Annotated in this window: 17 protein-coding genes; 6 read left to right on the forward strand and 11 right to left on the reverse strand. The window is 49.8% G+C overall.

Annotation, left to right across the window (positions count from 1 at the left end; all coding sequences use genetic code 11):
* Positions 1 to 165: 165 nt before the first annotated feature.
* The 3 genes from ACEPSU_RS08285 to ccpA form a co-directional block, all read right to left on the reverse strand.
* On the reverse strand, positions 166 to 4,554 hold the full coding sequence (locus tag ACEPSU_RS08285) for a leucine-rich repeat protein (protein WP_395323350.1): 4,389 nt from the start codon (positions 4,552 to 4,554) through the stop codon (positions 166 to 168).
* 388 nt (positions 4,555 to 4,942) lie between these two features.
* A complete protein-coding gene (locus tag ACEPSU_RS08290; protein ID WP_395321064.1) occupies positions 4,943 to 5,776 on the reverse strand; it encodes a hypothetical protein in 834 nt (277 codons plus the stop codon).
* Positions 5,777 to 6,125: 349 nt separating this feature from the next.
* Complete coding sequence (ccpA, locus tag ACEPSU_RS08295) at positions 6,126 to 7,127, reverse strand: catabolite control protein A (protein ID WP_395321066.1); 1,002 nt, start codon at positions 7,125 to 7,127, stop codon at positions 6,126 to 6,128.
* 216 nt (positions 7,128 to 7,343) lie between these two features.
* Here ccpA and ACEPSU_RS08300 point away from each other — a divergent pair, with 216 nt between their 5' ends.
* The 3 genes from ACEPSU_RS08300 to ACEPSU_RS08310 all read left to right on the forward strand — a co-directional run bounded on the left by ACEPSU_RS08300 (position 7,344) and on the right by ACEPSU_RS08310 (position 10,130).
* On the forward strand, positions 7,344 to 8,441 hold the full coding sequence (locus tag ACEPSU_RS08300; RefSeq protein WP_395321068.1) for a M24 family metallopeptidase: 1,098 nt from the start codon (positions 7,344 to 7,346) through the stop codon (positions 8,439 to 8,441).
* Positions 8,442 to 8,939: 498 nt separating this feature from the next.
* The gene (locus ACEPSU_RS08305; protein WP_020088319.1) at positions 8,940 to 9,269 is read left to right on the forward strand and encodes a toxin-antitoxin system HicB family antitoxin; all 330 of its coding nucleotides are present in this window, start codon (positions 8,940 to 8,942) and stop codon (positions 9,267 to 9,269) included.
* A gap of 12 nt (positions 9,270 to 9,281) precedes the next feature.
* The gene (locus tag ACEPSU_RS08310) at positions 9,282 to 10,130 is read left to right on the forward strand and encodes an SPFH domain-containing protein (RefSeq protein WP_395321071.1); all 849 of its coding nucleotides are present in this window, start codon (positions 9,282 to 9,284) and stop codon (positions 10,128 to 10,130) included.
* Positions 10,131 to 10,219: 89 nt separating this feature from the next.
* On the opposite strand, the gene ptsP is transcribed toward ACEPSU_RS08310, so the two are convergent.
* From ptsP to ACEPSU_RS08340, 6 genes are read right to left on the reverse strand one after another with little or no spacing between them, the layout of a single operon-like run.
* Positions 10,220 to 11,950 carry a phosphoenolpyruvate--protein phosphotransferase gene (gene ptsP, locus ACEPSU_RS08315; protein ID WP_395321073.1) on the reverse strand — a complete coding sequence of 577 codons (1,731 nt, stop codon included), beginning with the start codon at positions 11,948 to 11,950 and terminating at the stop codon, positions 10,220 to 10,222.
* Between the two features lie 33 nt (positions 11,951 to 11,983).
* Positions 11,984 to 12,523, reverse strand: a complete 540-nt coding sequence (locus tag ACEPSU_RS08320) for a hypothetical protein (protein WP_395321075.1) — start codon at positions 12,521 to 12,523, stop codon at positions 11,984 to 11,986.
* 44 nt (positions 12,524 to 12,567) lie between these two features.
* Positions 12,568 to 13,050: a PTS sugar transporter subunit IIB gene (locus tag ACEPSU_RS08325; protein ID WP_020088323.1), complete on the reverse strand. Its 483-nt coding sequence runs from the start codon at positions 13,048 to 13,050 to the stop codon at positions 12,568 to 12,570.
* A gap of 35 nt (positions 13,051 to 13,085) precedes the next feature.
* On the reverse strand, positions 13,086 to 13,502 hold the full coding sequence (locus ACEPSU_RS08330) for a PTS sugar transporter subunit IIA (protein WP_020088324.1): 417 nt from the start codon (positions 13,500 to 13,502) through the stop codon (positions 13,086 to 13,088).
* A gap of 18 nt (positions 13,503 to 13,520) precedes the next feature.
* Positions 13,521 to 14,426 (reverse strand): PTS system mannose/fructose/sorbose family transporter subunit IID, encoded by a 906-nt coding sequence (locus ACEPSU_RS08335; protein ID WP_020088325.1) that lies wholly within the window; start codon positions 14,424 to 14,426, stop codon positions 13,521 to 13,523.
* A 14-nt stretch (positions 14,427 to 14,440) separates the two neighbouring features.
* Entirely contained in the window at positions 14,441 to 15,211 is a 771-nt protein-coding gene (locus ACEPSU_RS08340; protein ID WP_020088326.1) for a PTS sugar transporter subunit IIC, read from the reverse strand.
* 171 nt (positions 15,212 to 15,382) lie between these two features.
* On the opposite strand from ACEPSU_RS08340, the gene ACEPSU_RS08345 reads away from it, so the two are divergent.
* Entirely contained in the window at positions 15,383 to 16,039 is a 657-nt protein-coding gene (locus ACEPSU_RS08345) for a histidine phosphatase family protein (protein ID WP_395321078.1), read from the forward strand.
* Between the two features lie 343 nt (positions 16,040 to 16,382).
* Entirely contained in the window at positions 16,383 to 17,279 is an 897-nt protein-coding gene (locus ACEPSU_RS08350; protein ID WP_395321079.1) for a LysR family transcriptional regulator, read from the forward strand.
* Positions 17,280 to 17,351: 72 nt separating this feature from the next.
* On the opposite strand, the gene ACEPSU_RS08355 is transcribed toward ACEPSU_RS08350, so the two are convergent.
* Together ACEPSU_RS08355 and ACEPSU_RS08360 are read right to left on the reverse strand one after the other, a co-directional pair.
* Positions 17,352 to 17,738, reverse strand: a complete 387-nt coding sequence (locus tag ACEPSU_RS08355) for a hypothetical protein (RefSeq protein WP_395321080.1) — start codon at positions 17,736 to 17,738, stop codon at positions 17,352 to 17,354.
* A 22-nt stretch (positions 17,739 to 17,760) separates the two neighbouring features.
* Positions 17,761 to 18,165 (reverse strand): DUF948 domain-containing protein, encoded by a 405-nt coding sequence (locus tag ACEPSU_RS08360; protein ID WP_020088330.1) that lies wholly within the window; start codon positions 18,163 to 18,165, stop codon positions 17,761 to 17,763.
* A gap of 191 nt (positions 18,166 to 18,356) precedes the next feature.
* Between ACEPSU_RS08360 and ACEPSU_RS08365 the strand changes: the two genes are divergently transcribed.
* Positions 18,357 to 19,229 carry a mechanosensitive ion channel family protein gene (locus tag ACEPSU_RS08365; RefSeq protein WP_020088331.1) on the forward strand — a complete coding sequence of 291 codons (873 nt, stop codon included), beginning with the start codon at positions 18,357 to 18,359 and terminating at the stop codon, positions 19,227 to 19,229.
* The last annotated feature ends 67 nt before the right edge of the window (positions 19,230 to 19,296 follow it).

Raw genomic sequence — 19,296 nt, forward strand, 5'->3', positions numbered from 1 at the left:
TCTCGGGGATTCTGTCGCACGATTCGACCGATCTTAATTAAGTCTTCAGGTCAATGCTGCGATAACTTTCTTTGGTATGAGAGAATACTTATCCCGCCTGAAAACAGTCAGAACGCAAGAAGCCCCAGCCGTAAACATACCGGCTGAGGCTTCTTCTCATCGTGTTTAGTTGTGGCGCTTCTTCCGATACCCAAATAGGCTCAAACCACCCACTAGAAGGCCTAGAGTGGCCCACCATGGGGTTGTCGCCTCATTGGTCTGGGGCAACGTTGTTTGCGTTCTGTCGTCCTGACGAACATCCCGCTTAGCCTGCAAGTTCACTGTAGCCGCCTTGATTGGCGTAACCTGCTGCCCTAGCTGAGAATCCTTGATATGAGCACCGGCCCCGCTGGTCACGTACTGTCCAGAAATATTTGCCGGATTCTTAATGCTGATATCAATTCCCGGTTTGATTGTCGCACCACTGCCGCCATCGCTGATGACTTCGTGGTCGATATCATCGGGATCCTTCGGCGTATTCGGATCAGTTGGATTGGTCGGGTCTGTTGGATCTGTTGGGTCAACCGGATCGGTCGGATCGACTGGGTCCGTGCCACCACCAGGGTTGCCACCGTCGCCATTTCCGCCACCGGTCGTCTTTGCCACGACCGTCAGCAGAACCGTGGTCGTCGCGTCATTTCCGTAGCGTAAGGTGACCTGATAGGTGCCAGGAGTGGCCAAATCAGCCGTCCCCAAATCCAAAGTGATCTCGCTGCTGTCAACAGCTTGACCGTTAGTATCCGTGGCCGCCGCCTTGAAATCACTGACGGTCGGCGCCGCATCCCCCACAGTCATGGTGTAGTTGCTTCCAGTCACGGTCGCAGGAACTGCCTTAATCGTCAGTGACCCCAACGTTGCACTGCCAATTTGGTAGTTGGCATTGAGGTCATTCGTATTCAGAACATAAGCATACTCACCAGCAACGTCTCCCGGCGCCCGCGTCACCGTCAATCCAGAATCAGTGATCGGATTGCCATTACCATCAACAATAGTCACCACAGCCGCTGGTTCTTTTGTTCCGGCAGCCATGGTTTGATCAGCAACTGTGACCGTCAATGGCGCCTTTTCAATGGTCAACGCCCCCAGCACTGGGTTGGTGGCAATCGTATAGTTCTCGCTCAGCTTTGAGGTATCCAACTTATAGTTGTAAGTTCCCGCATTACTGCCAGCATCTCGCGTCACCGTTACACCAGAATCGGTGATATCATTACCCGCAGCGTCTTTAATGGTCACCGCAGCTGCTGGTTCTTTTTCACCATAGACCATCGACTGATTGCCCACGGTAACGGTCAACACAGCTGGTGCAATCGTCAACGTTGCAATCGACTTAGAACCGGTCCAATCATAGTTGGAAACAGCCGGTGTCTCCGCAACCAACCGGTCCCACGCCGCTGGATTAACCACCACATCGTAGGTCCCGGCATTGACAAAGTCGGCGGCATTGTCATCGGTCAGGAGAACTTGCTTGCCATTAGCATCCGTGTACGCCAGCGTGAGATCCCCATCCTTAAGTGTGTAAGGCAGGTCATTACTCAGTTCGGCGCCGAAATTAGCCATGTTCAGCGTTGGCGTTTCCCCATTATAGGTCACCGTCTGATTCCCACTAACCGTGTAAGTCGCCGTCCGCTTCTCTACGGTCACCAGTGCCACGGCCGAATTGCTCCCATAGCTGTACGTGACTTGGTAAGTTCCGGGTTTGTTCGTCACATCCCCAGCCGCAACGACCACCGGATTGCCATCTGCATCAACGACCACTTTGCCATTTGCATCCAACTCATTGATCTTAACGGTCAGGTCATCAATCGTCAATATCCCGCCACTCGGCGTAGTTGCACTCACCAGGTTGTCACCCGGCTTCCAGCTATCGCCGTAAAAGACGGTGGCGTTATGCACCTTAATATCTGGATTATCCATCACGACTTGATACTGCCCGGTATAAGTGATGCCGTTATCGCTCACGGACCAGTTAAACGTAAACTGATTGACACCAGCTGGCACATCAAACGTCCCGTCACTGTTGAGGGTGACGCCTGCCGTCAGATGACTAATATTACTCCCCGTGATGGCTTTGTCACCGAGCGCTACGTTGAAGAGGTCAGCCAGCGAAACATCCGGCTGCTTACCAACAAAGTAATAAGCATTCTGATTTAATGCCAGGCTGGAAGTCCCCGCACCAGCGCTCAAATTGGTAATTTGATTGTAGCTAAAGGCGTTCGCCCCGACTTGATTAACAGTCGCTGGCAGACTGACCCCCGTCAACTGGTTGCCGTAGAAGGCCATCTGGCCGATCGACGTCAAGGTTGCCGGGAAGAGGACCGAACCCGTCAAGTTATTGTAAATGAAGGCACTATCCCCGACCGTTTGTAGGCTTTCATTCAAAACCACACCGGTCAAGTTGTTAGCGGCAAAGGCTAAATTACCAATTTTCGTTAGATTCGTGGGCAACGTCAATTTCCCAGTCAAGCCCGCGTATTCAAAGGCTCCGTTACCGATAGTTTGCAGGCTCGTAGCTCCGGTCATATCAATAGTCTGCAGGGCTTGATCATAGGTGAATGCGTTAGTTCCAATGCTGACTAGATCAGCTGGGAAAACGATGCTCGGCAGACTCGTGGCAGACAGAAAGGCCTGATTGCCGATTGCTGTCAGATTAGTCGGCAACGTCACACTGGTCAGCGCCGTATCATAGATAAAGGCGCTGTTCCCGATGGTCACTGGTTGCGCCCCATCGGTAAAGATCACCGTGCTTAGGTTATGGTTGGTACTGAAGGCAAAGTCCCCCAGCGTCGTCAGACTGGCCGGCAACGTTACCGTCGTCAAACCATTATCATTTTCAAACGCGTGCGCCCCAATCGTCGCCAAATTTCCGTTGGCCGCAAAGTTTAACGTGGTCAGCTGAGTATTCGCGGAAAAGGCGCCATCCTGAATGGTGACCAGGCTCTCTGGTAGATCCAAACTGGTCAAACCATCGTAGGTGAACGCATTCTCGCCAATCGTTTGCAGCTGACTGCCAGCCGCAAAGGTCAAGGATGCCAAGTTACCATCCTGAATAAAAGCACTGTTCCCAATAGTCGTCACCCCTGCAGGAATCGTGATGCTTGTCAGCTCACCAATGGAAGCAAAAGCCTTGGTCCCGATTGTTTGCAGACTAGCTGGGAGCGTTAGTGACCCGATCTTCGTACTGAAGAAGGCATTGTCACCGATTGACGTCAACACAGTACTATTGCTCAAATCAACCGTCGTCAGCGGATCGTATTCAAAGGTCCCGTTACCGATACTTTGTAAGTTCTTAGAAAAAGTGACGTTCTCCAGCGGATTGCCACCAAAGGCCTGATCGCCAAGTGTCGTCACACTATCCGGCAAAACCAGCGTGGTCAACCCATCAGCAAAGAACGCTTGGTTCCCGATGGTTTGCAACGTTTGGTTTTGGCTTAAATCAATGGTGGACAGGTTTCTCAGGTAGGAGAAGGCATTGTCCGCGATTGACGTGATGCCATTCTCAATAATTAAAGTTTTCAGATTATTAGTATTGCCGTAAATGGAACTAAAGCCAGCACCGATCCCCGTCACATTCAGGGTCTTACCATCGTTACCAGTTATCGTCGATGGGATAACCAGCGTATCCCCCACATCGTGATACGCACCAGTAATGGTGGCGGTTCCGTCAGTATTAACGGTATACGATAAATTGCTGGAATCTGCGACGGGCGTCGTTGTAGCGCTTAACCCCCGAAGTAAACTGCTGACGTCGCTAGGCATATCGCTACTGAAAGCTTCGCTACCGAGCAACGGACTGTTTACAGCAAGTTTGGCGGCAGTTAGCGGCAAGACTAAGTTACCATCGCCCAGCCCAGCCACATTAAAGTTAGCCATATTCAGGGTGGTCCCCGAACTGATGTCTACCTTGGCATCTGGTACGTCTGGCACATTGAGAGCAGTCGACCCATCACCAGTCGTCGCATCCCCTGACTTTACCGGTGTCCCCGTGTTACCGCTACCATTTCCGCTAACTTCACCAGATTCCTGGTCGCCAGCAGATGTCGCACCAGCGTTATTGCCAGTGACGTTATCGTTCCCAGCAGCAGTGCTGGAATTTGTAGGCGTTCCAGCATCCCCACTGGTTGCCCCGCCACCGTTATTGGTGGTATCGCCTTTATTTTGGCTGGTCTGATTATCACTGGTTGACCCATCTGGGGTCACGTCTGCATTAACAGCCCCTTCAGAGCTGCCGTTTCCAGCGTCCCTATTTCCGGTCACATCAGGTGTTGTGTCACCTGTATTGCCCTGTTCACCTGATACCGTGGTATCCGTGGGTGTCTTCGGTAACGTGACCGTGCTGCTTGGATCAGCACTGTCCCCACTTGCTTGTGTCGTCTCGGTCCCCGCTGTGATACTATCCGCGTGTGCCAACGTATCTTGGCCAACTGCAGTCCCCAAACCAATTGCAGCGACTGTAATCGCAGCGAAAACCCAGTGTTTCCCATCCTTGTACATCTTGTAGTGTTCTTTTACCGCCATGGTAATTGCTCCTCTCAAAAAGACCAGGCTAGCCAACCCAGCCGTCACCTCGCAACTTCAGGTAACGAACCCTTACTCTCAACTCAATATTTTAGCGACTGGCTTTATTTGTGCAACTAATCCTTGTTTATGCAACCAAGTTAGTCCCTCAACCTTATTAAATAGCCAATCGTCAAAATCAGTATTTCATTTATAGTTTAAAATAATTTATCTTATTTTATAACGATTGCCTAGTTGGGGTCAATCAATTTTCTCAAAAAAGGTTAATTATTTTAACGATATTACCCCCTAATCAATTCGACAGGGGGTGTTGGGTTTTATCGGTTAATAAATTGCGCTAAAAAAGCCCGAGGCTATTCACCTCGAGCTTACATATTGGTTCAGATTGTTAGTCTTTTCGGAATGTTCGATGCCCCAGCATAACTAACAAACCCAGGACGATCTCAGCAACGCCAGCAAAGATAATCACACCGATTCCGCTTCGGCCAACCGTAGTGATCATGCTCGTGACGGTTGCCGTTGACGCAGAAATTAGCGCTGGCAACAGGTAATACCCCACGCCACCGATAAGCCCCGTTAACAAGCCACCAAGTGCTAGGCCCGGTCCCAGGCTGGCCATGACGTGACGCACGCTGAAAGCGTACATGACGGTCACAATTGCCAACAGCACCGTAGCAATCATCAGCCAGAAATCAAGCGTCTTGGCTCTCTGAATCTTCGCGGATGCCTGAATCATCGCTGGCGTACTGAAGGCTGCTTTCACAGTCTTCTGTGCTTCCTTCACCAGTGCAGTGGTCATTCCGGACGTTGCGGTGACGCCCATCGTCTGGGCTTGCGTACTGATCGCCGTCGTTAATTCCGAGCTGTCAATTGTAGTGGTAGCGGCCTGTCCATAGAGTTGCGCAACGCCCTGTGCCAAATACGGTTGCACAATTCCTGCCGTGACCGGACTTCCGCTGACGCCTAGACTCTCCAATTCATTATTGAGCTGATTGGTTACCTTTTGCCCGACGTTGGATCTGGAAACGACGCCAGCCGTGTAGTTGGCGTTAAAGACCGTCACTTTCAACCCAATCGACAGGGTAAAGAGCACCACCAGGACAGCTACCCACCGTGCCAATGCAGGTCGGCGCTGATATGTTTGTTGTGGTTCTTGTGGTTGTTGCTGCGAGTTTTCTGACTCATCTGAATGATAGCGAGCCATCCGACTATTTTCACTCACCAACACCACCTCCAATTCGTCCAATCTCACACGGCAGTCAATCACAGTTTAGCCCTCTCCCTCACCTGTGGCTTGGTAATGACGATCCCTGCTAAAACACCGATTGACACCGTGCATAGTTGCTTATTATTGTAGCACATCCATATGGGATAAACGTTAAGCTGGGCTTAATTTTAGGCGAATCCTGCACTTAAGCTCCCTGGATTAACCCATACCGCCATAACTAGCTGAGTTCACCCTTGGTTCCGACCAAACCGTGCAGGTTCCACAGTCCGCGTGGCTAAAATTCTATTTTTGTGCCAAACAAAAGGACCCGAAAGTCTCCTTTCGCGCCCTCTGTCGCAATCAACTACTTCGTTGAGCTGCGTTTCATCAAGCCATAAGGTAAGATGACCGTGTTTTCATCAACACTTTCGTTGTTCATTAACTTAGTTAACAACCGCATTGCTACGGCACCAATATCATAGAGTGGTTGGGTGATAGAACTCATCTTAGGCCGTACCAGCTCCGTTAACTTCGTATCATTACTGGTAATGACTTCGAATTCACCGGGAACATCGACACCGGCATCGGTCAAGCCGTTCATCACACCGGCAGCCAGTTCATCGTCACCCACAAAGGCAGCGGTAGCACCGGCAGCACTCAAGGCTGGTTCCAAAGATTGACCAGCTTTGTACGTGTAATCCGTTTCAAAGACCAACTTGTCATCGTAAGCAATGCCAGCGTCTTTCAAGGCTTTCTTGTAACCTTTCAACCGGTAATCATGGTTGATTGCTTGCTTCATGGAGCCTGACACGAAGGCAATCTTTTGGTTGCCGTGGTCGATCAGGTTCTTCACAGCTTCCGCAACGGCTGCCACGTAGTCGATGTTAACGCTAGGTTGCATCTTTTCAGCATCAACTGAACCGGCTAAGACGACTGGTGCCTTTGAACGTCGGAATTCTTCGCGGAGTTCGTCGGTCACTTGGTTCCCCATGAAAATAATCCCATCAACTTGCTTGGCCATCAAAGTGTTCAACACTTGAACTTCTTTGCCGCCGTTTTCATCGGAGTTGGTCAGGATGATATTGTACTTGTACATCATGGCAATGTCATCGATTCCCCGTGCTAATGAAGAGAAGTAGGCGTTGGTCACGTCGGGAATAATCACCCCGATGGTCGTCGTCTTCTTACTTGCTAAGCCACGTGCAACGGCATTTGGCCGGTAGTCGAGTCGGTCAATAACCTCCAAAACCTTTTTGCGCGTAGCTGGTTTAACATTGGGATTGCCGTTAACAACCCGCGAAACGGTGGCCATTGAAACCGCCGCTTCACGTGCCACATCATAAATCGTAACTGTCTGTTTTTCCATAGCGAGAGCCCTTTCTTTCTTGTTTTGATTTGTTTTCATTCGTTTTCAAGCAACTTGACCAGTATACAGAATTGTTTTCATGGACGCAAGAGTGAAAACGCTTTCACATCAAAGAATACCTTATTTTCACAGAATTTTCAAGGCAGAACGCTTCATATTCTTAAATTAACCCCCTTTTGATGGTATACTAATGACATTAATTGAAGGGGTGATTTCATGACGAAACTCGAACAAATTCAGCAATGGACGGCGGAGCACCACGCCAGCATGACCTACTTAAGCAATCCCAAGACCATTCAGTACCTGACTGGCTTTGGCAGCGACCCAATCGAACGGGTCCTGGCCTTAGTGATCTTCCCGGACCAAGACCCATTCATCTTCGCACCCGCCTTGGAAGTAGAAGTGATCAAGGAGACCGGCTGGAAGTTCCCTGTCGTCGGCTACCTGGACCATGAGAATCCATGGGCAATGATTGCCGACCAAGTTAAGCAACGCCACGTGAATCCGGAACACATCGCTTTAGAGAAGGGCCAACTCCAAGTTGCCCGGATGGAAGCCTTAGCTGCCCAATTCACCAGTCCCCGCTTCGACTTAGACATCACCACATTTATCGAACGGATGCGCTTGATCAAGTCTGAAGAAGAAATCAAGAAATTGGAAATCGCCGGCAAATGGGACGACTTCGCCTTTGAGCACGGCTTCGCAGCCGTTAAAGCTGGTAAGACGGAACAATCTGCCGTTGCCGAATTGCAATACGCTTTAATGAAGGAAGGCATTATGGAAATGTCCTTCGGAAGCCTGGTTCAAGCCGGTGCACACGCCGCTGAACCACATGGCGCTACCAATGACACCAAGTTTGCTAACAACGAACTGGTCCTCTTCGACCTCGGTACGGTCTATGACGGCTACATCTCCGACGCTTCCCGGACGGTGGCTCTAGGCACCCCTACCGCCAAGCAAAGGGAAATCTACGACGTCTGCCTGGAAGCTCAATTGACGGCTCAAGCCGCAGTTAAGCCCGGACTGACAGCCGCTGAACTGGACAAGATTGCCCGTGACATCATCACCAAGGCTGGCTACGGTGAATACTTCATTCACCGTCTCGGTCACGGGATGGGCATGAGCGACCACGAATTCCCATCCATCATGGAAGGCAACGACCTGGTCTTGGAACCCGGCATGTGCTTCTCCATCGAACCCGGAATTTACATCCCAGGGGTCGCCGGCGTCCGGATCGAAGACTGTGTCCACGTCACGGCTGATGGCAGCCTCCCATTCACCCACACTTCTAAGGAATTAACTTACGTGGGCTAGTCTCGCTTAAAATATATCTCAAAAACCCGTGAGCACTTGTCGAAAATGGCAGCTGCTCACGGGTTTTTACATCCACATTTCTCTGGAGACATTAGCATATAAAACATTTTACCTGGACTGTTCGTTGATTCCTTATGAATTCTGACGAGTCCATCTTGGTATCACTTTCCCAAACCATTTGATGTCAATTCAAGCCACAATTGTAGCTGGAGGAGGTCAGGGATGGAGCCAGCCGTGACGACGATGTTAGACCGGGCGATTGACTCTTCCCGGCCTTACATCGTGGGACGCGGTTGGAGATACGCGGTCTTCGTAGCTTCAAGCCGAGCTGGAAGCCCGCTCTTGGGCTGTAAGCGTTCCCCACAGCAGGCGGAATCCCTGACAGCCGGAAGCGACAGATTTCCTCGAAATCCAAGAACATGTTGGAAAGTTGCTAAGGTGATATCATCGTGATATTATTAAGCTATCATCTTGGGAGGAGCATGAGGAGGCCACATTATGGCAAAAGAAAAACAGAAGCGTTTCCTACTTCGCATGGACGAGAGCCTTTTCGAAAAGCTTTCGCAAGCCGCCACCGCTGACGGCCGAAGCATTAACGCCTACATCGTCAACATTTTATCGAAGACGGCCACACCAGGAAATTGGGAATCTCGGCAGTTGATTGGTCGCACCGTACCGGGTACGGCTTTAGATGCTAAGACTGGTCTGGTGTTAGTCGCCGGCATTTACTATCGTTACTTATTGGAGCCGCGAGAAGCTCTAGACTTCACCGCGGAGTATACCATCATCGAAAGTAACGGGAATATCTTGACGTTCAAGAAAATTTGAGGAGGAGTCACTATGTTTGGGATTAGAATTGTGCATCAAAACAACGAGGGATTAGTTGAAACTTTAGGAAAATACAAGCGCAGTGTCGCGCCCGGCGTTCATTTCTACTTGCCTGGGCTGCAAAAAATTCGGACGGTTGAACTGGCCATGACGCCACTCGCCCTACCCAACTATTCCGTTATCACTAAGGATAACGCCGACGTTTCCGCCAGTCTGACGTTGAACTACCACGTGACCAACTCCGTGAAATTCCAGTATGAAAACACGGATTCCGTGGAATCCATGGCCCAACTGGTCCGAGGCCACTTGCGAGACATTATCGGTCGGATGGATTTAAACCAGGCACTGGGTTCCACCGCCAAAATCAACCAGGAACTGGCCACCGCTATTGGCGATCTGACCGACACTTACGGGATCAACGTCAACCGGACCAACATCGACGAACTGACCCCTTCCGCTGCCATTCAATCCGCTATGGACAAGCAACTGACAGCCGACAGAGAGCGGGTCGCCGCTATCGCCAAGGCTGAAGGGGAAGCGAAGTCTATCGAGCTGACGACGAAGGCCAAGAACGATGCCCTCATGGCAACGGCCACCGCCCAAGCCATGGCCACGAAGACCAGAGCGGACGCCGAAAAGTACCGGATTGACACGGTCAACTCCAGTCTGGAAAATGCCACGCCAGAGTTCTTCGAAAACCAATCAATCTCTGCTTTCAGTGATCTGGCTAACTCGCCGGCTAACGTGGTCGTAGTTCCTACCGACCACATCGCTGATCTAGGACAGATTCCAGCGATTGGTGCCGCCCTGCGGAGTGGTTTGAAGACACCGGAAGTTCCCCTACCAAAACCTAAAAAGTAGTTTTCAAAAAAGTACGCGCTAACCTGGTTGCAGGTCAGCGCGTACTTTCGTAAACTGAAACTTTTAATCTTATAAAATCGTCGAAATAATTACCCTTGACTCGTCTTCAACTTCTCAACTAACGCCTTGACCTGATCACTCGTTTCACAGTCGTTAATGGCCGCTTCCGCAAGATCACTCAGGGTTGAAGCATCGAGGTGCTTCATCAAGTTCCGGGTCTTCAGGACCGAGGTGGCACTCATCGAGAATTCATCGAGGCCCATCCCCATCAACAGCGGTACCGCCGTCTGGTCACCGGCCATTTCACCACACATCGCCACGCTCGTTCCGTGACGGTGAGCCGCCTTAATGACGTGGTTAATCAGACCTAAGAGGCTTGGATGGTACGGCTGGTAGAGGTAGGAAACACGTTCGTTCCCCCGATCGGCCGCAAAGGTATACTGGATCAGGTCGTTGGTTCCAATACTAAAGAAGTCAACTTCCTTAGCAAAGTGATCAGCAAAGATCGCCGCGTTAGGAATTTCAATCATCATGCCTAACTTGATGGTCTCGCCCACCTTGACGCCAGCCGCAACCAACTTCGCCTTTTCTTCGTTGAAGATGGTCTTGGCCTGCCGCAACTCTTCCAACGTGGCAATCATTGGGAACATGATCCCCAAGTCGCCAAACGCCGAGGCCCGAATCAATGCCCGCAGTTGTGTCCGGAAAATATCCTGCCGCTTCAAGGAAATCCGGATAGCCCGGTAGCCCAAGAACGGATTCATTTCCTTTGGCAGTTGCATGTATGGCAGGTCCTTGTCGCCCCCGATATCCATCGTCCGGATGACTACCGGCTTGCCGTCCATTTGTTCAACGGCCGCCTTGTAGGCAGCAAACTGAGTCTCTTCGGAAGGCAACTGATCACTATCCATATAAAGGAATTCGGACCGGAACAGACCAATTCCTTCGGCACCAGACTTCAGAACAGCCGGCAGATCGGCTGGCGTCCCAATGTTGGCAGCCAACATGAAGGATTGCCCGTCCTTAGAGACAGTCGGTTCGTCCTTCAGCTTCTCCCACAACGCCTTCTGTTCGGCAAAATCACTAGCTTGTTGCTGGTAATCTGCCAACTCGGTGTCGTCGGGTGCAGCTAGGGCTACCCCGTGCAAGCCATCCAGAATGACCGTTTGCCCATCCTGAATGCTAGTCGTGGCGTTCTCAGTTCCGACAACCGCCGGAATTTCCAACGTTCGAGACATGATGGCCGAGTGACTCGTCCGACCACCCAAATCCACTAGAATCCCCTTCACGAACTGCCGGTCCAGTTGGGCCGTGTCGGAAGGCGTCAGATCATGGGAAACAACCACAACTGGTGAATCAACCAGTGCCAAGTTGGGCAGTGGCCGGTTCAGCAAGTGACTGAGTACCCGCTTCGTCACATCGCGGACATCGGCTGCCCGTTCCTGCATGTAAGCGTTATCAGTCATGGCCTCAAGCATCGCTGAGAACTGGTCAGCCACGTCCTGTTGCGCCGTCTCGGCGTTGCAAGACTTCTGGGTGATTTCGTCCTCTACTTGTTTGATAAAATCCGGGTCATTGACCATTGCCAGATGAGCGTCGAAGACCTCTGCCTCTTTAGGGCCAAGGTTTTCGAGTGCTTTAGCTTTGATCTCTTCCAACTCGGTTACGGTAACCTTCCGAGCAGCGGCCAACCGATCGATTTCAGCTTGCGGATCGGTAACCGTGGTTTTTTCGAAACTTAAATCTGGGTCAACTAACGTGTAGGCCTTAGCGATGCCAATCCCATCGCTGGCCGCGATTCCTGTAATTTTCGTCGACATACGTCATTTCTCCTCGAGTAATTCAGTCCGTCATCAGCGCTTCTTCTCCAGCACCTTATTGACCAGAATGCTGGGGTTGTGTTTCACTCCTTGACGTTGTAGCTCCTCAAAGATATTGAGAAATTGCTTTTGCCGGAACTTGAACCCATCGATCATGATGGAATAGAAGGCCATGTTCCCGTTACTAACGAGATTGCGCGTGAGGACCACGTTCTTCTCGTCCTGACTGATCACGGTCTTCCGCGCCAGAATACCAATCTGCATGACGGCATTGTTTGGCGTCATTTCAATCTTCAAGATATCCGCCCACGGCACCACGACTGCTGGTTCCTGCGTATTATCCGTAATACCCTGATCGTCGAAAATATAGTCCGGTCGTTTAGCATGGCCCTTCACCACAGTCTCAAAGGCCGCATAGAAGAACAGTAAGCCAAAAGCCACCGCCAAGATCTTCATGATTAACCAGGTCGAGGTGAAGACCACCCCACAGATGGCCAGGCCAAACAGAATGAAGACAATCGTTGTCATATAAATTCGTAATCGGCTGGGATAAACTTCGTACGCTTCTTTCATTATCAATTCCTCAAATCATTTGTGAACTAACCCGCCGTCAACCGTTACTTGATAGCTGAGTCGTATTCTACTCGCTTGGAGTCTGGCACAGTTTGGAAGTAGATTTCCAAACCGTTGTCGTGGAATTCCTTCAAGAGTGCCTTTTCGTCATCACCAATAGCAACCGTTGGAATCACGAACTTGGTGTTAGCTTTCTTGGAGACCCCACCAACGTTGAGTTCTTTTAATTCCAGCCCAGCATCCATGGCTTCCTTAACTTCCTTGATGTACTTGAAGACCACAACGACCTTGTCATCGCCGAATTGGTTCTTCTTCCATTCCTCAGCAACTTCAGTGGCACTGTAAACTTTGATGCTCAGACCACCGGTAGAGTTGGTGCTGACGTAGATGTCCTTCATAAAGTCGTCAGCAGCCGTAGCGTTGTCCACCACGTAAACAGAATTCGTGCCAAAGCCCTTGGTCCACTTCGTCATAACTTGGCCGTGAATCAAACGATCATCGACCCGTGCTAAATTAATTTGTCCCATAATAGTTATCCTCCAATTTTAACGTGCTTAATTTTCTATGATTGGTGTAAGAAATTCTTGTCGATCAACTTCATCCCTTCGGTGGCAACACCGATAGAATCCGTGATCAATTTTTCAGTATTATCTTCCGCTTCCGAGAAGTTCAGAATGTTGACGAGGAGCGGTAAACTCAGGCCCGTCACGATCTTCATGTCGTGATACTTGGCCAGAGTTGACAGGGACACGTTAGATGGACTCCCACCTAATAAGTCGACTAACAGAACAGTTTCGTCATAATCGGCTTCGTTGGCTTGTAAAATATCATAAACTTTTGTCCGCAAATCATCAACCGATTCGCCGGGATGCAGGCCCAATGCTTTCACATTTTCCTGTGGTCCCATCAATAATTCCATGCTCTTGACAGTTTCAACACCCATATCACCGTGGGTAATCACTAAGAATGCTCGCTTCATAATCGCTAATTCCTCCTGTTAGATGACGTAGAAGATACTCAATACAACTAACGCAATGGTTAAGTAAACCAGACCACGCGTGATCTTGAGACCCTTCTTCTGGAAGTACCAGTACAGCATCAGTACGGCGAACAGTGGCAGGATTCCTGGGAGAATCGTGTTCAAGATATCCTGAACGTCGAAGACCTTCTTACTGATGGTGAACTTCAGGTAACTTTGAATCTTAATGTATTGCCCGGCCAAGATCCCCATCATGTAAAGCCCGAGGACCCCTAAACCATCAATAATTCCGGCCATTCGGCCACCGGTCATGATTTCCTTAGCGGCAGCCCGCCCCAGTGAGTAACCCATCTTAGTGAAGTAATAACCATAAGTAAAGGTTGCGATGGCGAAGCAGAGGAATGGAAGTAAAGCTCCCATGAAGTTCCCCTTCTGGGCGAAAGGCAAGAAGATGGCGATGAAAATGTACTGCACAGTCCCGGAGTCAATGGAATCCCCAATACCAGCCAGTGGACCCATCAGCCCAACTTTGGTGTTGTTGATCATGTCTTCGGAAATTGGTTCCTCACCGTTGGCTAAGGCCTTGGCCCGTGCTTCTTCCAGTGAGATGGTCACACCAGTTAACGTTCCCCCACCCCAAGTAGCCTGGGTGTTAAAGAATAACAGGTGGCGTTGAAAGGCTTTCGCCAATTCCGTTTTATCTTTATACAACTTCTTTAAGGTTGGAATCAACCCGAAACAGAAGGCTGGTGCCAACATCCGGTCAAAGGTATGTGGGACTTCGTTGGCCCACCACCAACCGAACCAGGATTTCATTAAATCTTTATTCGTAATCTTATCAGGTTGCGGAATCCGATGTTCTTCAGCTTGAACATCTTCGTTTTCAGCAACGTCAACGTTGTTTGCAGCTACTTCTTCACTCATTGATTTCTACCTCCTTAATTCGTCGATTTCTTTGAAGTAAATGTCACGTAGAGGATGGCGAAGATGGCACCGAAGATGGCGTAGATCGTCATGCTGATGTCCAACTTGGCAAAGGCCACACTCATGAAGTAAGCCAGGAAGAAGAATGGTAAGAGTTGTTTCTTCCCGATAACTTGCATGATTACGGCGATCCCTAAGGCAGCCAACCCACCACCGACACTGTTCAAGACGTGAATCAACGTCCCGTGTTCGATGTTAGCAACTAAACCAGAGATAACGGGTGCCCCGAAGTAAAGGGCGATGAACATCAGTGGAATGAACAGCGCGAAGGAAATCAATGTTGGAATTCCCATGATCGCAAATCCTAAGCCCCGTGCATTCCCTTCCTTGGCATATTTGTCCATTGGCTTCAACGCGAAGGTGTTGAGGAAGAATCTGAATTGATAGAGGTAACTTCCGAGTAACCCAACTGGCACCGCAATCGCGATGGCCCCTTGAGGACTCATGTGGCCCAGCAGCGCAACTGGCACTGCAATCGCCGTAGCAATACATGGTTCGGCGGGTAAGGCTCCCCCTGGCGCAACAAACCCCATGTAGACTAACTGAATGGCAGCGGTTACAATCATAGCTTGTTTGATGTCCCCCATGATGAACCCAACCATCATCCCTGTCATCAACGGACTAAACCGCATTGTCAGGGTTGAAAAACCTAAAATTCGTGATTCAACCAAAGCGACCCAAAGTGCAATCAGTAACGCTTGCCAGATAGATAACGTCACATGCATGATAAATGCCTCCCTAAAGTAAAATATATAATGGCTACACAAGATAATCATTCTTACCTGTCTGGTAAAAACATCTGTCTCTATTATAAATGAAATCGGTTTCATTACAACCTTGAATATAATCTTTTTTTCGAATAGAATGGAATCAAACCATAATGGGGGTAAAATAGCATGACTGAAATCACAATTTACGTTGTCCGCCATGGCGAAACCTTACTGAATTCCTTTGATCGGATGCAGGGCTGGGTGGATTCTGACCTCACGGCTAAGGGCCGCCAACAGGCCCTGACCACCGGTAAACAATTAGCAAACATTCCATTTGATTATGTTTGCTCGTCGGATCTCAACCGCGCGATCGACACGCGTGACCTGATTCTCTCGCAACTGGCCCATCAGCCCAAGATCATCGCGCCCAATGCAACCTTCCGCGAAGTCTTTTTCGGCTATTATGAAGGTCTCAACGCCCCAGCTGCCTGGCAGGAAGTCTCCCAGGCCACGGGCTACGCCGGTCAGGAAGAGCTGATCAGTCACTTCGGTTTTCCCAAGACGCGTCAGCTCATGCACGATGCGGACCCTGCTCATCAAGCAGAGACCTACGATCAGGTGATTGCTCGCTGGCAACACGGCTTTGATGTCATTCATGAAGCCTGCCCCGACAAGGCAACCGTCCTGTTGATTACCCACGGGACGTTCATTCGAACCCTGGCTGATCATCATGGGATCAATATTTTGGGGAACTTCCCATTGAACGGCAGCGTGTCTATTGTGAGGGAAACCGATGACAGTATAAAACTCGTGAGCTATAATCAGACTACAGATATTAAGTAGTGTTAATCTCGCCTCCAGGGCGGTGAAAATGGACCGGAACGCTGAGGGCGGACGCCGGAAGCCACAGTGCGGTCTTCCGGCTGAGGTTTAAGCCTCTATAAACCGAGTCTCAAACCTCCCAATTCTCTAACCGGCATGGTTCGCCGATAAGAGAATTCCCACAGCTAAATCCATTTTCACCACCCTTGCGGCTTACACAGTCTCTATCTGTCCCGATTATTAGCACCACCCAAGGTTCCACCTTATAAAGCACACCCTTCTCATCTATTACCGACTGCTATAAAACATTGTCCGTCATAGATATCACAATCAAAGCATTTAGAATAAAATTGGAGATAGACTCATGAATTCAGAGCTTTTGCAGACCTTTTTAAAAATTGTTGAATACCGGCAGATCTCCCAGGCTGCAGATTCTCTGTATATTACGCAAGCCGCTGTAAGTAACCGGTTACATCGAATGGAGAGCCTCTTGGGAGTCAAGTTGATTAACCGCGTCAAAGGGAATAATACGATCTCTTTGACGTCGTATGGTACACGTCTTGTACCAATTGCCCGCCAATGGATTCAACTTAGCAATCAAGTTGATAGCCTCAAGGAGATTGGGGACTACCACGTTTTGACGGTGGCAACCTCCCTTGATATCAACACGGCGATTCTTTCCGAAATAGCGCCGCTGGCGTTACAGGACGATTCCCTACTGCGTCTCAACATCCAAACCACTGACGACTTGAATATATACAACCTGATTGATAACGATCTTGTAGACATTGGCTTTTCCTTTATCGAATCCACCCGGCACAAGATCGAAACGCGCAAGATCGGTCAAGAGCGGTTAGTTCTCGTGACCAAGCCAACCAGTAATTATCCGGACTTCGTGGGGACAGCCATGTTGTCGCGCTACGACGAGCTCATGATTCCTTACAGCGACAATTATCGCAAGTGGCACATGCTGTGCTGGGAGGACAAGATTCCCCCGTTCGTGCGACTCGACACCAGTCTCGCTGTGCCGCAGTACCTGGTCAACGACCGCAACTGGGCACTGATTCCAGAATCCATGGCGCGCTTCTTTATCAAGCACGGGCAATCGCTGCGCATTCTCCATCTAATGGAAAAGCCGCCGCTGCTGCCGCTAATCGCTGTGAGCCGGCCGCAACGAATTAACGCACCAGAATCCAAGAAACTTGCGGTCAAGATTCAATCGGAATTATTTAAAATACAGCAAGACAACGACTTTATCTAGACAACACAAAACGGACGCGTTGGCCCTACCGAAATTGGTAGTGGTCAACGCGTCCGCTATTTCGTTTAAAAATTATTCAGCGTTGTCGCTCTTCGCTTCATCGTCAGCGGCAGTGTCACTAGTGTCTTCATCACTAGCAGGTTGCTCGTCTGGTAAGTCAGCGACTTCATCGCTACTCAAGACAATATCATCGGCTGGTTCATCAGCAACATCGTCCGGCACCGTCTTCCAAGCTGGGGCATCATCCTTGGCTTCAAACTTGTCGTTCAAAGCTTCTTTGAAATCATCTGCTGCGTCTGCGGCATAGAAGGCGTAATCCACGGCACGGTCTTTGAAAGCATTGTAGCGGTCACGTGCGGCGTCCTTCAAGGCTTCGCGTTGTTCCAGGTCCAAGGCGTGATAGGCCGCGTAGGCTGCCCCACCGACTAATAATCCTGCTAATAACTTGTGTTTTGCCATATTAATGACTCCCTTTCCGTGATTATTCCTTATTTTTGTGATTTCTGTAGAGGTCAAACGCCGTCTTGCCAACTTTAGCAGCTAATGACGTTTTGGCCGTCTGTTTAGCCGTATCCGATACGCGGTCGGTCAGGTTCCGGGTCGCCGTGTTCAAATCAGAAACACTCTCGCCCAAATCCGCTGCGGCCTGGAAGACTGGATCGATGGTGGCAACTTTCTGGTTGACGTCTTCCAATAATTCATTCGCGTTAGCCATGATATTTTCGGCCTGGTGACTGATGACATCAATATCCGATGTCATCGTTTTCACCGACTTGTTTACCTCACCTAACGTTTTATTCATTTTGACTAAGAACATGCCAATGAAGAGGACCAGAATCAAAAACGCAATCGCTGCGATCAGGCCCGCTACTTGTCCACCGGTCATGACAACCCCTCCTTGTACTCAGTTACTTACCAATAGAATAGCATTCTCAGGGGGCGGGTGCAATTAAAACCCCAAATCCGACCGCCTTTTCTCACCCAACTCTGGGCGCCACCTATAAAATCTGCTAAACTAGAGAATAAACTCCCTACGCCATTGATTGCGTGGCGCAGGCTTCAAAGGAGACGCGTTTCTTGACGGACCTCGTAACGACCACGGCCACTTCTTCTAAGTGGTTCCAACACTACATCACTTCTTTTGACTGGGAGAAGTTCATGCACCTCATTACCAGTCGCTTTCTGTCTTTACTTTTTTTAACACTTTTATTTTTTGTCATCAACTTTGTCGGAAAATTTATTCTACGGCGAAGCTTCAAGCGTTACTTGGTCCCCAAGTCTGGGCCAAGCAATCGCCTACAAACTATCAGTATGCTGACGATGAATCTGTTTCACTACACGATTCTTTTCTTCTGGATCTATGCCCTACTGTCCACGCTGGGGGTTCCCGTCGGCACATTAATCGCCGGTGCTGGAATCTTCAGTTTGGCATTAGGCCTAGGTGCCCAAGGTTTTGTGAGCGACCTGGTTACCGGGATCTCCATTCTTATGGAACAGCAACTCGATGTCGGTGACGTCGTTCAGATTGGCACGATTGAAGGCACAGTCACATCGATTGGACTGCGAACCACGCAGGTCACCAGCGCCGATGGGACGTTGAATTTCATTCCCAACCGCAACATCACCATTGTCTCTAACCGGTCGCGAAATAACATGCACGCGTTGGTCAACATCCCTATCGCTCCAACGACACCGGTGGAAAAGCTTCCAGATATCATCAAAGCGGTTAACGAAACGCTGGTGCCCCAGCACCCCAGTGTCATTGGTGAGCCGGCCATCACTGGTGTGGTTACGCTGCCACCAAACGAATTGGTCTTTCAAGTTGCACTGACTTGTAAAAGCGGCAGTCAATTTACGCTTCAGGCCAGCTTCCTGACGGCTTACCTGAAGGCCATCCGCCAAGCAGGCATTCAATTGCCGACCCACGCGTCGATGCCTGCTAGTAAGTAAGCCAAAAATATCGCCTGCGGCTAAACTGTCTGTTAGCTTAAACATGCACACATCATCAAACTATTTT

Source organism: Levilactobacillus parabrevis (assembly GCF_044051715.1).
In the GTDB taxonomy this organism is placed as follows: domain Bacteria; phylum Bacillota; class Bacilli; order Lactobacillales; family Lactobacillaceae; genus Levilactobacillus; species Levilactobacillus parabrevis.

Bases quoted from the DNA above. Each gene is read 5' to 3' on its own strand.
- ACEPSU_RS08355 (WP_395321080.1), bottom strand. From the start codon at position 17,738: ATGGCAAAACACAAGTTATTAGCAGGATTATTAGTCGGTGGGGCAGCC.
- ACEPSU_RS08330 (WP_020088324.1), bottom strand. From the start codon at position 13,502: ATGAAGCGAGCATTCTTAGTGATTACCCACGGTGATATGGGTGTTGAA.
- ACEPSU_RS08360 (WP_020088330.1), bottom strand. From the start codon at position 18,165: ATGACCGGTGGACAAGTAGCGGGCCTGATCGCAGCGATTGCGTTTTTG.
- ACEPSU_RS08325 (WP_020088323.1), bottom strand. From the start codon at position 13,050: ATGGGACAAATTAATTTAGCACGGGTCGATGATCGTTTGATTCACGGC.
- ACEPSU_RS08310 (WP_395321071.1), top strand. From the start codon at position 9,282: ATGTTTGGGATTAGAATTGTGCATCAAAACAACGAGGGATTAGTTGAA.
- ACEPSU_RS08285 (WP_395323350.1), bottom strand. From the start codon at position 4,554: ATGGCGGTAAAAGAACACTACAAGATGTACAAGGATGGGAAACACTGG.
- ACEPSU_RS08305 (WP_020088319.1), top strand. From the start codon at position 8,940: ATGGCAAAAGAAAAACAGAAGCGTTTCCTACTTCGCATGGACGAGAGC.
- ccpA (WP_395321066.1), bottom strand. From the start codon at position 7,127: ATGGAAAAACAGACAGTTACGATTTATGATGTGGCACGTGAAGCGGCG.
- ACEPSU_RS08335 (WP_020088325.1), bottom strand. From the start codon at position 14,426: ATGAGTGAAGAAGTAGCTGCAAACAACGTTGACGTTGCTGAAAACGAA.
- ACEPSU_RS08340 (WP_020088326.1), bottom strand. From the start codon at position 15,211: ATGCATGTGACGTTATCTATCTGGCAAGCGTTACTGATTGCACTTTGG.
- ACEPSU_RS08300 (WP_395321068.1), top strand. From the start codon at position 7,344: ATGACGAAACTCGAACAAATTCAGCAATGGACGGCGGAGCACCACGCC.
- ACEPSU_RS08350 (WP_395321079.1), top strand. From the start codon at position 16,383: ATGAATTCAGAGCTTTTGCAGACCTTTTTAAAAATTGTTGAATACCGG.
- ACEPSU_RS08345 (WP_395321078.1), top strand. From the start codon at position 15,383: ATGACTGAAATCACAATTTACGTTGTCCGCCATGGCGAAACCTTACTG.
- ptsP (WP_395321073.1), bottom strand. From the start codon at position 11,950: ATGTCGACGAAAATTACAGGAATCGCGGCCAGCGATGGGATTGGCATC.
- ACEPSU_RS08320 (WP_395321075.1), bottom strand. From the start codon at position 12,523: ATGAAAGAAGCGTACGAAGTTTATCCCAGCCGATTACGAATTTATATG.